Source organism: Shinella oryzae (assembly GCF_023038235.1).
Classification (GTDB): Bacteria; Pseudomonadota; Alphaproteobacteria; order Rhizobiales; family Rhizobiaceae; genus Shinella; species Shinella sumterensis.
Genome location: NZ_CP081988.1, coordinates 744,263 through 758,414 on the forward strand (window position 1 = coordinate 744,263; position 14,152 = coordinate 758,414).

The window sequence follows — 14,152 nt, forward strand, 5'->3', positions numbered from 1 at the left end:
GGGCTCAGCCTTTCACGGCGCCGGCCGTCAGCCCGCGGACGAAATAGCGGCCCGCGACGATGTAGACGACCAAGGTTGGGATGGCGGCGATCATGGCGGCGGCCATGTCGACATTGTACTGCTTGCGGCCCATCGTGACGTTGACGATGTTGTTGAGCGCAACGGTGATCGGGGAGGACTGGCCGGCCGTGAAGGACACGCCGAACAGGAAGTCGTTCCAGATCTGGGTAAACTGCCAGATGCACGACACGACGATGATGGGCAGGGCCGTCGGCAGCATGACGGAGAAGAAGATGCGGAAGAACCCTGCCCCGTCGATCTGCGCCGCCCGCGTCAGTTCATCGGGAATGGTAATGAAGTAGTTGCGGAAGAACAGCGTGGTGAAGCTGACGCCGTAAACCGTGTGCACCAGCACGAGACCGGGGATCGTGCCCGACAGACGCAGGCTGCCCAGAAGCTGGGCCATCGGCAGGATGACGGCCTGAAACGGCAGGAAACAGCCGAACAGCATCAGGCCGAAGACGAAGTTCGCCCCGGGGAAGCGCCATTTCGTCAGGATATAGCCGTTGATCGCGCCGATCGCGGTGGACAGCGCAACCGCCGGAATGACCATCAGCAGCGAGTTGACGAAATAGGGGCGCAGGCCATCGCAGGCCGTACCGATACAGGCCTGCCCCCAAGCCTTCTCCCACGCCTCGAAAGTGATCGCCTGCGGCAAGCCGATAAAGGAGCCTGAATAGATTTCGTCGAGCGACTTAAGCGAGGTGACGATCATCACCCAGAGCGGCATCAGATAGAAGATGGCGAGCGCGATCAGCGATCCGTAGATGAAAAGGCGGCCGAACTGATGCGCGCGGCGCGCGGAGCGAGCCTCAGTGCTCATTGCGCGCCTCCTTCAGCTCCGAATAGAGATAGGGAATGATGATGGCGGCGACCGTCATGAGCATCATCATGGCGCTTGCAGCCCCGACACCCATCTGGTTGCGCCGGAAGGTGGCGGAGAACATGAACGTGGACGGCATCTCCGTCGCATTGCCGGGGCCGCCGCCGGTCAGCGCCAGCACAAGATCGAAGCTCTTGATCGAGATGTAGCTCAAGAGGACGATGACGCTGAGGAAGGCCGGGCGCAGCATCGGCACGATGATGTTGAGATAGATGCGCGGCAGGCTCGCGCCTTCGATCTGTGCGGCCTTGATGATCGACGTGTCGATGCCGCGCAGGCCGGCAAGGAAGATGGCCATGGCAAAGCCGGTCGATTGCCAGACAGCGGCAATGACGACGCAGTAGATGGCGTATTCCGGCCGAGTGATCCAGTCGAAGACGAAACCGGTCCAGCCGAGATCGTTGACGACCTTCTCTATGCCGAGATCCGGGTTGAGGATCCACTTCCAGGCCGTTCCCGTCACGATGAAGGACAGCGCCATCGGGTAGAGATAGACGGCGCGCAAAAACCCCTCGGCGCGGATCTGCTGATCGAGCAGGATGGCGATCAGAAGGCCGATCGCGATCGTGATCGCCAGGAACAGCACGGTGAACACGAAGAGATTGGCGACCGCCGTTTCCCAGCGTGGCGTCGACCACAGGCGAATATATTGCTCCAGTCCGACAAAGTCGTATTTCGGAACCATTTTCGACGACGACAGGGAAATCCAGCCTGTCCAGGCAATGAAGAGATAGACGCCGACGATGATGGCGACGAGGCTTGGCGACAGGACCAGCCGCGGCAGCCATCGCGAGAATCTATCCTTCAGCGAAAGTGTACTGCGCATGACAGTCATCCCACCGTTTTCATAATATTCATGCCCGAAATGCCCGCCGGAATTGTCCGGCGGGCATTTCGGAACGAGCGATCAGCGCGCGTTGTTGATACCGTCGACCAAAGCCTGGACGGCGTCCTTCGAGGACATGTCGGTGACGAAGAACTTACCCACGACGTCGCTGAACACGCCGGAGAACTGCGGAGGGGCTGCGAAGCCCTCCGTCAGGCCGCCAACCATGTTGCCGCTGGCAACCGCCGCTTCACGATCGGCGAAGCTGCGCTTGGCGCAGGCGTCGAAATCCTCGACCGAGACATCCGACCGGGCCGGAATTGAGCCCTTGATCTTGTTGAAGTTCTTCTGGACCTCCGGGTCCATGATCGATTCCGCCCAGGCATCCTGCGCGGCGATGACGGCCGGATCGTCGTTATTGAACACACCGAAGGCGTCGATGATGAACTTGAAGTTCGCGGTTGCGGCCGGCGTCGGGAAGCACAGGAAATCTTCGCCGGGCTTCATGCCCTTGGCCAGGAACTCACCCTTGGCCCAGTCGCCCATGATCTGCATGCCGGCCTTGCCGCTTGCGACCATACCCGTCGCCACCGCCCAGTCGCGGCCGGTGAAACCGTCGTCGACGAGACCGCGCACCTTGCGCAGCTTATCGAAGGCGTCGACCATCTGGTCGCTGGAAAGAGCGGCTTCATCGAGATCGATTACCGCCTTCTTGTAGAACTCCGTGCCATTCACATCGGTCACGATCGCTTCGAAGACTTCGAGGATCTGCCAGGGTTCGTCGCCGATGGCCAGCGGCACGACGCCGGCTGCCTTGAGCTTGTCACCGGCGGCGATCAGTTCGTCCCAGCTCTTCGGTTCGGCAATGCCCGCCTTGTCGAAAACGGCCTTGTTGGCCCAGACCCAGTTCTGGCGATGCATGTTGATCGGCAGCGAGATGAAGGTGTCGTCGCTCTTGACGAAGGCGAGCAGCTGCGGCGCCAACGCCTTGTCCCAGCCGTTCTTGGCATAGAGATCGTTGAGGGAGCGCAGGACGCCTTCCTTCGCCCAGTCCAGGCCTTCGTAGCCGAGGAACTGCATGGTTGTCGGCGGATTGCCCGCGGCAAGGCGCGTCCTGAGCGCCTGCAAGGCGTTCGCACCGGAAAGGCCGCCGACGGCGCTGTCCTGCCAGGTGTAACCCTTCGAAGCGAGCTTGTCGGTAATCACTTTCAACGCGTTGACTTCGCTTTCGGAAACCCAGTGATGGATGCCTTCCACAGTTCCCTTGCTCTCGGCCATTGCAGCGACCGGAAGAAGCGAGATCGAGGCGGCAAGAAGCGTAATCAGTTTCATTATGTTCCCCTGTATTTGCTCTGGTGGTTGAACGTGGATGGCAGGTGCGAACTCCCGGCACCTGCCGCATGGACTATGCGTCGGCCGGTTCGACCGCCGCCGCATAAGGCACGTTGCGGCCGCCATAGCGGCGGACGCGAATGTTGGCCTGCTCGGCATGGCCGGCGAAACCTTCCATGAGGCAAAGCCGCGAGCCGTAGGCTCCGATCATGGCGGAAGCCTCGTCGGTCAGGATCTTCTGGTAGGTGCAGGTCTTCAGGAATTTTCCGACCCACAGGCCGCCGGTGTAGCGGGCCGCCTTGTTGGTCGGCAGCGTGTGATTGGTGCCGATCACCTTGTCGCCGAAGGCGACATTGGTGCGTGCGCCAAGGAACAGCGCACCGTAGTTGCGCATGTTGTCGAGGAAATAGTCAGGATCGCGGGTCATGACCTGGACATGCTCGGAGGCGACGCGGTCGGCTTCCGACAGCATCTCTTCGAACGTGTCGCAAAGGATGATCTCTCCGAAGTCTTCCCAGGCCTTGCCGGCAACGGCCGCTGTCGGCAGGATTTTCAACAGCCGCTCGATCTGCGCGAGCGTGTCGCGCGCCAGCTTTTCCGAATTGGTGATGAGCACCGCCGGAGAGTTGACGCCGTGCTCGGCCTGACCGAGCAGGTCCGTTGCCACGAGCTCTCCATCAACGCTGTCATCAGCGATTACAAGCGTTTCCGTCGGGCCGGCGAAAAGGTCGATGCCGACGCGGCCGAAAAGCAGACGCTTGGCTTCCGCCACATAGGCGTTACCGGGGCCGGCCAGCATATCGACGGGCTCGATCGTCTCGGTGCCGTACGCCATGGCAGCAATCGCCTGCACGCCGCCGAGGCAATAAATCTCGTCGGCGCCGGCAAGCGCCTGCGCGGCGACAATCTTCTCCGCGATCTTTCCCTGGAATGGCGGCGCGCAGGTGATGACGCGTTCGCAGCCGGCAACCCTCGCCGTCAGCACGGTCATGTGGGCGGAGGCGAGCAGCGGATATTTGCCGCCCGGAACATAGCAGCCGACATTCTGGATCGGCACGTTCTTGTGCCCCAGCACGACGCCGGGCAGGGTCTCGATTTCGATATCCTTCAGCGCCGCCTTTTGCGCCTCCGCGAAGCGTCGGATCTGCTCCTGGGCGAAATCGAGGTCTTCGCGTTCGCGGATCGTCAGCGCATCGATGCAGGCTGTGATTTCCTGATTGGTCAGGCGATAGGAGTCCCGGTCGAACTTGTCGAACCGGACGGAGAGCTCCCGAACCGCCTTGTCGCCACCGTCCCTGACCTTTGCCAGAAGGGCTTCGACTGCCTTGGTGACCGCGCTGTCGGTGCCGCCGTCTTCGATGGTGGCCGTGGCCGTTTTGATGTGCCAAATCATGACAAAGTCTCTTCGTTCGCGGCCACCGGTGGCGCCGCGTCATCAATGGTCTTGGGAGGGTTGCAGGGAGGCTGTCGCCTCCCCGCTCAAACAATCAGAGGTGCTGCTCGCGGGCGCGCATCTCTGCGTAGGCCGCCTGTTCCTTCTCGTAGTAGGCCGGCGACGGGAAATCCCACCAACCGGTTGCGAAGGGGCCGGCCGCGTCTCGCGAGACGATGACCTCTACAAGCGCGGGGCCGCCGCATTCGAGCGCCGCCTTCAGGCTACTTTCGAGATCCTCGTCCTTTTCGACCTTCCAGGCCGGCAGACCAAACGCCCGGGCAGAGGCCGCGATATCCGCCGAATAGGGGGCGCCATTGCCCGCGTGATGGTTGAATTCGGAGGCGATGTGACGGCCCATGAACTTGCGCATGCCGCCGCGGATCGACATGTAGCCCTGGTTGTTCAGGACGAGGAAGACGACGTTGATGCCGTTCATGACCGCCGTTCCCATTTCCGGCAACGACATCATGAAATCGCCGTCGCCCACGATTGAAACGACCTGACGGTCCGGGCAGGCGAGCTTGGCGCCGAGTGCCGCCGGAACCGCCCAGCCCATCGGCGAATAGGAGCCGGACGTAATATGGGTACGCGGCTCGTAGACCGGGAAGCTCTGCTTGACGGAACCCTGGGTGTTGCCCGAGCCGACGACGACGATACCGTCGCGGTCGAGCACCTTGCGCAACGCCACGAGCGGACGCTGCGAGGTGAAAGGCGTCTCACGGCTGTTTTCGCGCGGCTCGACCAGGGTGCGCCACTCGGCCTTGGCCTTCTGTACGTCGGCGAGGAACGGTTCGCGACGTGCCTGCATTTTCTGCGCATCCGCGTCCGAGATCAGCGACAGGATCGCCTCCAGCGTCGCCTTCGCATCTGCGACGATGCCGACTTCCGTCTCGTAGTTCTTGCCGATCTCACGCGGATCAAGGTCGATGTGAATGAGCTTGGCCGAGGGGATCGAGAACGAGACGCCCTTGGCATAGGAGGACGCCGACCAATCGGTGAATCGGCAGCCGACGGAAACGACCACGTCGGCGGACGCGGTGATCTTGTTGCCGCAGGTCGTGCCCGTCTGCCCGACTGCGCCGATGAACAGCGCATGGTCTTCGGAAATCGCGCCCTTGCCGTTCCAGGTGATCGAGACGGCCGCACCGAGCTTTTCGGCAAGACGCGTCAGCTCGGCCGAGGCGTTTGCCGTGATCGCGCCGCCGCCGGCGACGATAACCGGGCGTTCGGCGGAAAGAAGAACCTTCAACGCTGCTTCGACGGCCTTGGGATCCGGATATGCGACGCCGACCGGCAGGCGCTTGCCAAGCGGATGGATGGTCACATCCGCCGCTTCGACCTGCACGTCCATCGGGACTTCGACATGGACCGGACCCGGTCGGCCTGTCAGCAATTCGCTGAAGGCACGGTGCATAATGCTTGGGAGGACCTGCACCGAATTGGCTTGCCAGGCGCGCTTCGTCACCTGTTCGGTGATGCGCGGAAAGGCGTTGTCCTGCTGGCGCTCCAGTTCCTGCATGGTGCCGTGGCCGTGCATGTAGGTCTGGGGCGAACCGGAAACGTAAAAGAGCGAGGTCGAGTCGCAATAGGCAGTTGCAAGGCCGATTATGGTGTTTGCAGCACCTGGGCCGACAGAGGTCGAGCACGCCATCGGCTTGCCCGAAGCGCGATAGTAGCCATCGGCCATGTGAACCGCGCTCTGCTCATGCATGACCTGGATGAAGGGTATTTCCGATCCCTCCTGCAGGAACGCGTCGAACAGCGACCAGATGCCATGGCCCGGCACGCCCGCGACATATTCGACGCCGTATTCCTTCAAAGCCTTCGCGACGACTTGGCCACCTGTCAGTTTCATGTGATCGACCCTCTGAAATATCGTTAAGGTGCTTACAGGAAGATCAGCAGCTCGGGGCGTCTTCCGATGAGAGCCGCATTCTTCGGCGGAGCGTGACGCATCGCAAGTTCGCAGCAATCGAAACGCTGACGCAAGGTGACGCACATTGAGCGCAGCTTTGCATAATTCGACTGGCTGATATCGACCGGATGTCGCGTCATGCCGCCACGGAAGAACGCCAGCAGCCGGCAGGCGGGCGGCTGCTGACTCTTCGCAAGCTGAAGCGGATTTCGCGTCATGATGCGAAGAAATAAGTTGCGCCGCGAACTTCTTTGACGCCATCCGGTGTGGCTTGTTTACGGCACAGAAAGAGACGAGAGGCATTGCAGTGCAGAACCTGAGCAGAGACCTGGCTTTCGCGGACGCGTTCATCACGGCGACGCTTGTGGAAAATGTGGTCGACTACGATGTGGCCGACGCGATCGTCGTCAATATCAGCCCCTCCCCCATGGTGACGGGCGATGAACACCCCGCCATCGTCCCGGCCTGGAAATCCACCTGGCTGAAGGGCGGGCGCATCCTTTCAGCCGAGCGAGCCGCCGTCATCAAGGTCGTCAACCCGACCAATCTGGGCGGCTGCATGTTCCGGGGCTGGGATTGGCTGGGAAATCGTATCCGCAGCTTTCCGCGCGATACGCCGCTTTACATCTCGGCGCAGGATACGATCGGCACAGTGACACTCGATCCGCGGGTCTTTACCAATGAACGTGCGAACACCGAGGCGCCGCAAACCTTCACATTGAAGCTCAATCTCTGGTGGTCGCCGGGCGATACGGATTGTTTCATCCACAACGAGCACCCGTTCCTGGAAACCCATACGCAGATCCATGGCTCGGGCCGCATGCAGAAGTTCAAGACACGGGATGCCGCTGAGATCTACGAGGACGTCGTCATGCCGATCGGCTATTCGCACGACCCGTTCTGCCGGGTGACAGGCGAAAATCAATGGACCTATCCCTGGCACCGCTATTATGCGGATACCGACAGCGTCTGGCTTGCGGTCGAACTCCATCCCTAGGGTGGCGGGACGTCAGCTCATCTGGATCATGTCCGAGCCATCGCCGAGATATTGCAGGGCCTCGCGGGGAATGGCCGGGTCGTTGCGATCGAGAACTGTCAGGTCCTTGAGCTGATCGCGACCCAGCAGACCCGGGCCGCGATAGTGCAAGGCCACCTTCGTGGAATATGGCTGGCGAAAGACGGTCGCCGCGATGCCGCTGGAGATGCCGAACATGAACCGCTTGGCATTGCGCTTGACCTGAGCATAGACGCCGAACGTCAGCTCGTTGGACTGGATGCCCTCGAAGTCGGCTGTGAACAAACGGTCGGCGACGGGAAAGCAGAAACCGTAATATTTGAAGACGTACTCCGTCTTCTTCGGATTATCGAAGCTCGGGAAGCGCTCGACGTAATAGTGCTGGAGGAACTCGTTGTTGCGGTAGATGCAGAAGGCAGAGCGCAACACGAAGCCCTTGTAGATCGAGGAGAACTGGTAGCGATCGTAGACACCGACGATGTCGTCGTGATCCGCCCTGTTGTTCTCCACGATCATGTCGGAAACGAAACGCGTGAATTCGGGCATCTGACGGGCCGTCGCCATGGCGTGGAAGAAATTGCCTTCCACAAGGGTGCGGAATTCGTCGGGATCGGCAAACAGCATCGGCACGCTGAGCCCGAAATAGTTTGCGATGATCCGAAGGTTGGCTGCCGATGGGACATGGGCGCCGGAGAGGTACTTGTTGAATTGCTGCCGGTTGACATTGATCTTGCGGCAGACCGCAGCGACGGAGCCGTGCTGCCCGCAGAGTGTCCTGAGATTTGCCGCGAAAGCATTACCGTCTCTACCCAGATGATCCATTCCGGCCCCTCAAAGTGACGCATTATGACGCTCAAAATACGTCATATCGCTAAAGGAATCAATCATCTGCGAAGTTGTGCCGCAAGACGTCCCGGATCAATCTCAAGGCGATAAGAGGAGGATTTTAGTGCACCCTACGCAAGCCACCGGCTGGTCCGTCATGGGCACAGGCACGATTGCAACGGAGCACATGGTTGCGGCGATCCGCGCGGCAGGCCACCAGCCGCTTTGGGTCGTCAGCCGTAACGAAAGATATGCCGCGCATTTTTCGCAGGACATGGAAATACCCGGCATCACCATCGACGCACGCGAAGCCCTGCGCGATAAACGTGTCGGCTTCGCCTATGTCAGCGCGGCCAGGAGCCGACGAAAACATTACATCCTGGCTGCCGCCGCGGAGGGCAAGCATCTCTTGTGCGACGGCCCGATCGCAGGCGGCAGCCGCGTCGCCGCAGAGCTGACCGATGCCTGCGCGAAGGCCGGCGTGATCCTCGCGATCAACCAGCCGCTTCGTGCCCTGTCGCCGCACCAGACGATGCGCCGCCTGCTGCAAGAGGGCGAAATCGGCACCTTGCAATCCCTGCTGATCGCGCGTGGTGCGCCATTTCACCCTCCACCGAACCGACATATCGACGACGTCGTCGATCACGAACAGGCCCTGCTCGACATCACTTTGGAGGACATCGATCTCGCCCGGTTTCTGACCGGGCAGGAAGCAGTTGCCGCATCTGCGCTCATCGCCGCGGATCAACGCGCCTATGCAATCGAGATGTCCGGCGGCGCGATCCTGCAGGCGTATGAGAGTTTCACGGCAGCGGAATTCGAAAGCGTCGTGATGCTTGCAGGCGATCGCGGGACGCTCGTTGCCCATGGGACGCTCAGCGGAAAGGGGTCAGGAACCCTCGTGCGGCGCCTGAACGGCCGAAACGAATTGATTCCCGTGCGGGACAGAGACCAGCACATGTCGACACTGGAGGCTTTTCTGGCCCTTCCGCAAAAAAATGGCGGGATCTGGCTTTCGCTCGGCGAAGACAATGTGATCGCCCTTCAGGTCGCAGAAGCCGTTCAGGCCGCGCAGAAACGGCGGCCGGTTGTCGTCAGCCAGTAAACGGACCATCGGAGCCCGACCGTGATCAGATCCCACAACCAACTCGTTTTTCATTCCATGGCGTCGAAACCGAATTCGCTGGCGATCGACATCGAGATCGCCAAAAGCGTTGGCTTCGACGGACTGGAGACGTCCGGCGCCAAGATCTCCGCCTATCTCGACGCCGGTCACGACGAACAGGCGCTCAAAGCCCGGCTTGACGGCCTCTTCCTTCCCGGTATCGGCTTCCTGATCGATCTCGAACGGCAGGGAGAGGCTCGAAAGCAAATGCTGCAGGAGGCGGAAGCCTTGTGTGTGCTCGCCAGCGCCGCCGGCGCCAGGGGGATCGAAGCGATCACCGGGCCGCTGGATATCAGGGTTTTTGAAGCCGATGCCAAAAAACGCTACCCCGATCTGTACCGGGGCCTGATCGACCTGCCGGAAACGGAGCAACTTGAACGCACGGCGTCTAATCTCCGGGCGGTCGCCGATATAGCGGCGACCTATGGGCTTATAGTCTACCTCGAATCTCTTTCCTGGACCCCTCTGAATAGCCTGGATGCGCAAATGCGGATTCTCGATCTGTGCAAACGGGACAATGTGCGCCTCGTGATCGACTTTTGGCACGCTTATACGTCGGGCGACAGTCCGGAGCGTGTCGCTCGCCTCGACAAGGACCTGATCTACGGCGTGCATCTTTGTGATTCCCTTGCCTATAGCGGCGGTGTACCCAACGAGGCAGTGCTGCGGGATGTGCCCACCGGCGCGGGCGTTCTCGACCTCCAAAGCTGGGTCGATGCGGTAAAATCGACGGGCTACGAAGGCTGGTGGAGCTGCGAACTGTTTTGCCGGCGTCAACACCAGGAGAACAGCTTCGATGTCGCCAGGGAGCTCAAGGCGTTGATGGAGAAACTGATATTCGAGTGATAAAGCAATCGCTCCCTCGGTCCCAGCGTGGCGTGCTTGATGCGCCCCGCAGAAAGGCAAGGACGATATCAAACCCGGACAGTCTTTCATCATGCTCACCCTACGCGACCTCGGGCAACCCGCCGATCAGCTTGTCGAGCGTGATCGGATAGTCCCTCACCCGGACACCGGTGGCATTGTAGATCGCATTGGCGATGGCTGCTGCGACACCGCAAAGGCCCAGTTCTCCCACGCCCTTCGCTTTCATCGGCGATGAGAACGGATCGGTTTCATCCATGAAGATCACGTCCTGATGCGGGATATCCGCGTGAACAGGCACCTCGTAACCGGCGAGATCGTGATTGACGAAGAAGCCGCGGCGCGTATCGACCACCAGTTCTTCGGACAGGGCCGCCCCCGCGCCCATCGTCATGGCCCCGACGACCTGGCTGCGTGCGGTGAGCGGGTTGAGGATACGGCCCGCCGCACAGACGGCCAGCATTCGGCGGATACGCGTCTCGCCGGTAACGATATCGACCCCGACTTCGACAAAATGCGCGCCGAAGGTGGATTGCTGGTGGGTTTTGTCGAGATCCCCCCATGTCATCGTGTCTTCGCCGATCAGCCCGTCCGCACCGGCTGCCTGGGAGAGCGGCACCGCCCGGTCGCCGGAGCGGACCTGGCCACCTTCGAAAACAACATCCTGCGTGTTGAAGCCGAGCCTGGCGGCGACCGCCGCGCGCAACTTCACACAGGCGGCGTAGACGCCCGATGTCGACGAGTTTCCGCCGAACTGACCGCCGGAACCGGACGAAACGGGAAACCGCGAATCGCCAAGACGCACCGTCACCCGGTCGATATCGACCCCCATCATTTCCGCCGCCGTCTGGGCGATGATCGTGTAACTGCCCGTGCCGATATCGGTCATGTCGGTTTCAACCGTGATCATGCCGTCGCCATCGAGGCGAACGCGCGCACCAGAAGGCATCAGAAGATTGTTGCGGAAAGCAGCGGCGACGCCGACGCCGACGAGGACGCCGTCCTCCCGCCGCGTTGCGGGCGCGCCGCGCTTCTGCCAACCAAAACGCTCCGCACCCAGCCGGAGACACCCGATCAGGTTGCGATGCGAAAAGGGGCGCTCCGGCTTTTCGGGATCGACCTGCGTATCGTTGAGAATACGGAACTCGACGGGATCCATTTGCAGCTTTTCCGCCATTTCGTCGATGGCGATTTCAAGCGCCATCATGCCCGGCGCTTCGCCCGGCGCGCGCATGGAATTGCCTTCCGGCAGGTCGAGTGTGGCGAGCCGCATCGCCGTCTTGCGGTTTGCCCCGGCATAAAGGAGACGCGTCTGGTTGACGGCGAGCTCCGGCTGGCCGCCGGGAAGGTCGCCGGACCAGCTTTGATGGCCGATCGCCGTAATCCGGCCATCACGTTCCGCGCCGATGCGTATGCGCTGGACAGTCGCCGGACGGTGGGTGGTGTTGTTGGCCACCAGCGGCCTCGGCAACGCCACTTTGACGGGTCGTCCGGCCGCCTTGGCGGCGAAGGCCGCCAGAACGGCATCCGCACGCAGGAAGAGCTTGCCGCCGAAGCCGCCGCCAATGAAGGGCGACATCAGATGAACCCGTTCCTTATCGATGCCCAACGTGGTCGCGAGATCGCTGCGCCACCAATCGATCATCTGGCTGGATGTCCAGATCGTGAGATCGTCGTATTTCCAGGCGGCGATGGAGGCGTGCGGTTCCATCATGGCATGTGACTGGTCGGGCGTCCTGTAAACGGCGTCGAGCGTCACCGGCGCATCGGTGAAGGCCCGCTCGAAATCACCGACGGCGGTATCGGGCTCGTCCGAATCGTCAGGTTTCACCGCACCATCCATTGCCTCTTCGAGATCGTAGGCGCCGTCCTCAGGCGCGTACTCGACCTTGACGAGAGCGCCTGCGGCGCGGGCCTCCTCGAAAGAGCGCGCCACGACGACGGCCACGGCCTGGTGGTAATGCTGGATCTTGTCGCCGCCGAACACCGTCGCGGTGTTGTACTCGCCCTTCTTGCGCTCGCCGACGTCGAGTGTCGTCACCACAGCCAGCACACCCGGCGCCTTTTTTGCGGCCTCCGTATCGATCGATCGTATACGGCCCTTGGCGATGGCGGCGCCGACAGGGTGGCCGTAGGCATAATCCATCTGTGGATCATGCCATTCATAGGCATAGCGGGCGTTGCCGGTCGTCTTCAGCTCACCGTCGACGCGCGGAACAGGTCGTCCAACAACGTTGAGCCGATCAATGGGATTTGTGGTCGCTGGCTTGTCGAACTGCATGTCTTACCCCCTCGCTTCCGTGAAGATCGCAGCGACCATGCGCTCGACCAGATCGACCTTGAAACGGTTCTGTTCTGTCGGACGGGCATCGGCCATCAGGACCGCAGCGGCACGATCCGGACCGTTCGCAAGCTCCGCCTCGGCATCTTCCGAACGCCATGGCTTGTGCGCCACGCCGCCGACAGCGATGCGGCCCGTGCCGTCGGACTGGACCACCGCGCCGATTGAAACGAGCGCGAAGGCATAGGAGGCGCGGTCACGCACCTTCCGGTAGATATGCCTTCCGCCGACCGGCGGCGGCAGAACCACCGCGGTGATGATCTCGCCGTGCTCGAGGACGGTTTCGATATGTGGCGTCTCGCCGGGCAGGCGGTAAAAATCGGCGATGGGTATCGTGCGCCTGGTGCCATCGCCCTTCACGGTTTCGATGGTCGCGTCGAGCGCGCGCATGGCGATTGCCATGTCGCTCGGATGGGTGGCGATACAGGCGTCGCTCACGCCCACTACGGCATGCTGGCGGCTAAAACCATCGATCGCGGCACAGCCGCTGCCGGGGTTGCGCTTGTTACAGGGCTGGTTGGTGTCGTAAAAATACGGGCAACGCGTGCGCTGAAGCAGGTTTCCCGCCGTGGTGGCTCGGTTGCGCAATTGTCCGGATGCCCCTGCCAGCAGCGCACGGGACAGCAAGCCGTAATCGCGCCGAACCGTGTCATGCGCCGCAAGGTCGGTGTTGCGGACCAGCGCGCCGATGCGCAAACCGCCTTCAGGTGTGGCTTCGATCCGGTCAAGTCCCAGACCGTTGACATCGATCAATCGCGCCGGCCTTTCGATTTCCAGCTTCATCAGGTCCAGGAGATTGGTACCTCCGGCAATGAACTTTGCATCTGGATAAGCGGCCACCAGATTGGCCGCTTCCTGGACGGACGTGGCCCGCTCATAGGTAAAGGCTCTCATGGCGTGCCCTCCGCAACCTCAAATATGGCGTCGAGAATGTTGGAATAGGCACCGCATCGACAGATATTGCCGCTCATCCGCTCGCGAACTTCTTCCGGCGTAAGCGCGATCGCGCCCGTCAAATCCTCGGTGACGTGGCTGGGGATCCCGGCGGCGATTTCCTGAAGAACCGCCACGGAGGAACAGATCTGCCCGGGCGTACAGTAGCCGCACTGAAAGCCATCATGTCGAACGAAGGCAGACTGCATTGCATGCATGTTTTCCGGCTGGCCCAGCCCTTCGATGGTGGTGATCTCGTCGCCCTCGTGCATCAGCGCCAGCGACAGGCAAGAATTGATGCGGCGACCATCGGCGATAACCGTACAGGCGCCGCACTGGCCATGATCGCAACCCTTCTTCGTTCCGGTGAGGTGCAAATGCTCGCGCAAGGCGTCGAGCAGCGTGGTGCGATTGTCCAGCGTGAGTTGGTAGGGCTGGCCGTTGACCTTAAGGGAAACCGTCGAGGTGAAATCCATTTTTTCTTCCAGAGCTTGCGCTTTGATGTGACCGACTGCTGTCCTTGTCAGTCGTGGGCGGATTTAAGAGAAACGGATTCCG

Annotated in this window: 13 protein-coding genes; 3 read left to right on the top strand and 10 right to left on the bottom strand. The window is 61.4% G+C overall.

Annotated elements, in window-relative coordinates:
• Nucleotides 1-4: 4 nt before the first annotated feature.
• From K6301_RS19610 to K6301_RS19635, 6 genes are all read right to left on the bottom strand, one after another.
• The gene (locus K6301_RS19610; protein WP_247222228.1) at nt 5-883 is read right to left on the bottom strand and encodes a carbohydrate ABC transporter permease; all 879 of its coding nucleotides are present in this window, start codon (nt 881-883) and stop codon (nt 5-7) included.
• Nucleotides 873-1,769 carry a carbohydrate ABC transporter permease gene (locus K6301_RS19615; RefSeq protein WP_247222230.1) on the bottom strand — a complete coding sequence of 299 codons (897 nt, stop codon included), beginning with the start codon at nt 1,767-1,769 and terminating at the stop codon, nt 873-875. The genes K6301_RS19610 and K6301_RS19615 overlap by 11 nt, the downstream gene beginning before the upstream one ends.
• A gap of 81 nt (nt 1,770-1,850) precedes the next feature.
• Complete coding sequence (locus tag K6301_RS19620; protein ID WP_247222232.1) at nt 1,851-3,101, bottom strand: ABC transporter substrate-binding protein; 1,251 nt, start codon at nt 3,099-3,101, stop codon at nt 1,851-1,853.
• A 73-nt stretch (nt 3,102-3,174) separates the two neighbouring features.
• Nucleotides 3,175-4,494 carry a histidinol dehydrogenase gene (hisD, locus tag K6301_RS19625; protein ID WP_247222233.1) on the bottom strand — a complete coding sequence of 440 codons (1,320 nt, stop codon included), beginning with the start codon at nt 4,492-4,494 and terminating at the stop codon, nt 3,175-3,177.
• Nucleotides 4,495-4,588: 94 nt separating this feature from the next.
• Nucleotides 4,589-6,391 (bottom strand): thiamine pyrophosphate-binding protein, encoded by a 1,803-nt coding sequence (locus tag K6301_RS19630; RefSeq protein WP_247222234.1) that lies wholly within the window; start codon nt 6,389-6,391, stop codon nt 4,589-4,591.
• Nucleotides 6,392-6,423: 32 nt separating this feature from the next.
• On the bottom strand, nt 6,424-6,669 hold the full coding sequence (locus K6301_RS19635; protein WP_247222235.1) for a hypothetical protein: 246 nt from the start codon (nt 6,667-6,669) through the stop codon (nt 6,424-6,426).
• Between the two features lie 89 nt (nt 6,670-6,758).
• On the opposite strand from K6301_RS19635, the gene K6301_RS19640 reads away from it, so the two are divergent.
• Nucleotides 6,759-7,448, top strand: coding sequence for a hypothetical protein (locus K6301_RS19640; RefSeq protein ID WP_247222236.1), 690 nt, complete (start codon nt 6,759-6,761; stop codon nt 7,446-7,448).
• A gap of 12 nt (nt 7,449-7,460) precedes the next feature.
• Here the strand turns inward: K6301_RS19640 and K6301_RS19645 are convergent, their stop codons facing one another.
• Nucleotides 7,461-8,288, bottom strand: coding sequence for a helix-turn-helix domain-containing protein (locus tag K6301_RS19645; RefSeq protein WP_134646457.1), 828 nt, complete (start codon nt 8,286-8,288; stop codon nt 7,461-7,463).
• 160 nt (nt 8,289-8,448) lie between these two features.
• On the opposite strand from K6301_RS19645, the gene K6301_RS19650 reads away from it, so the two are divergent.
• Entirely contained in the window at nt 8,449-9,396 is a 948-nt protein-coding gene (locus K6301_RS19650; RefSeq protein WP_247222237.1) for a Gfo/Idh/MocA family protein, read from the top strand.
• A gap of 21 nt (nt 9,397-9,417) precedes the next feature.
• Nucleotides 9,418-10,302, top strand: coding sequence for a sugar phosphate isomerase/epimerase family protein (locus tag K6301_RS19655; protein WP_343298960.1), 885 nt, complete (start codon nt 9,418-9,420; stop codon nt 10,300-10,302).
• Nucleotides 10,303-10,402: 100 nt separating this feature from the next.
• On the opposite strand, the gene paoC is transcribed toward K6301_RS19655, so the two are convergent.
• From paoC to paoA, 3 genes are read right to left on the bottom strand one after another with little or no spacing between them, the layout of a single operon-like run.
• Nucleotides 10,403-12,601 (bottom strand): aldehyde oxidoreductase molybdenum-binding subunit PaoC, encoded by a 2,199-nt coding sequence (gene paoC, locus K6301_RS19660; RefSeq protein WP_247222238.1) that lies wholly within the window; start codon nt 12,599-12,601, stop codon nt 10,403-10,405.
• A 3-nt stretch (nt 12,602-12,604) separates the two neighbouring features.
• Nucleotides 12,605-13,555, bottom strand: a complete 951-nt coding sequence (locus tag K6301_RS19665; RefSeq protein ID WP_247222239.1) for an FAD binding domain-containing protein — start codon at nt 13,553-13,555, stop codon at nt 12,605-12,607.
• Entirely contained in the window at nt 13,552-14,097 is a 546-nt protein-coding gene (paoA, locus tag K6301_RS19670; RefSeq protein WP_425475433.1) for an aldehyde dehydrogenase iron-sulfur subunit PaoA, read from the bottom strand. Before paoA ends, K6301_RS19665 begins: the two co-directional genes overlap by 4 nt.
• Between the last annotated feature and the right edge of the window lie 55 nt (nt 14,098-14,152).

Bases quoted from the DNA above. Each gene is read 5' to 3' on its own strand.
- K6301_RS19610 (WP_247222228.1), bottom strand. From the start codon at position 883: ATGAGCACTGAGGCTCGCTCCGCGCGCCGCGCGCATCAGTTCGGCCGC.
- K6301_RS19615 (WP_247222230.1), bottom strand. From the start codon at position 1,769: ATGCGCAGTACACTTTCGCTGAAGGATAGATTCTCGCGATGGCTGCCG.
- K6301_RS19620 (WP_247222232.1), bottom strand. From the start codon at position 3,101: ATGAAACTGATTACGCTTCTTGCCGCCTCGATCTCGCTTCTTCCGGTC.
- hisD (WP_247222233.1), bottom strand. From the start codon at position 4,494: ATGATTTGGCACATCAAAACGGCCACGGCCACCATCGAAGACGGCGGC.
- K6301_RS19630 (WP_247222234.1), bottom strand. From the start codon at position 6,391: ATGAAACTGACAGGTGGCCAAGTCGTCGCGAAGGCTTTGAAGGAATAC.
- K6301_RS19635 (WP_247222235.1), bottom strand. From the start codon at position 6,669: ATGACGCGAAATCCGCTTCAGCTTGCGAAGAGTCAGCAGCCGCCCGCC.
- K6301_RS19645 (WP_134646457.1), bottom strand. From the start codon at position 8,288: ATGGATCATCTGGGTAGAGACGGTAATGCTTTCGCGGCAAATCTCAGG.
- K6301_RS19650 (WP_247222237.1), top strand. From the start codon at position 8,449: ATGGGCACAGGCACGATTGCAACGGAGCACATGGTTGCGGCGATCCGC.
- paoC (WP_247222238.1), bottom strand. From the start codon at position 12,601: ATGCAGTTCGACAAGCCAGCGACCACAAATCCCATTGATCGGCTCAAC.
- K6301_RS19665 (WP_247222239.1), bottom strand. From the start codon at position 13,555: ATGAGAGCCTTTACCTATGAGCGGGCCACGTCCGTCCAGGAAGCGGCC.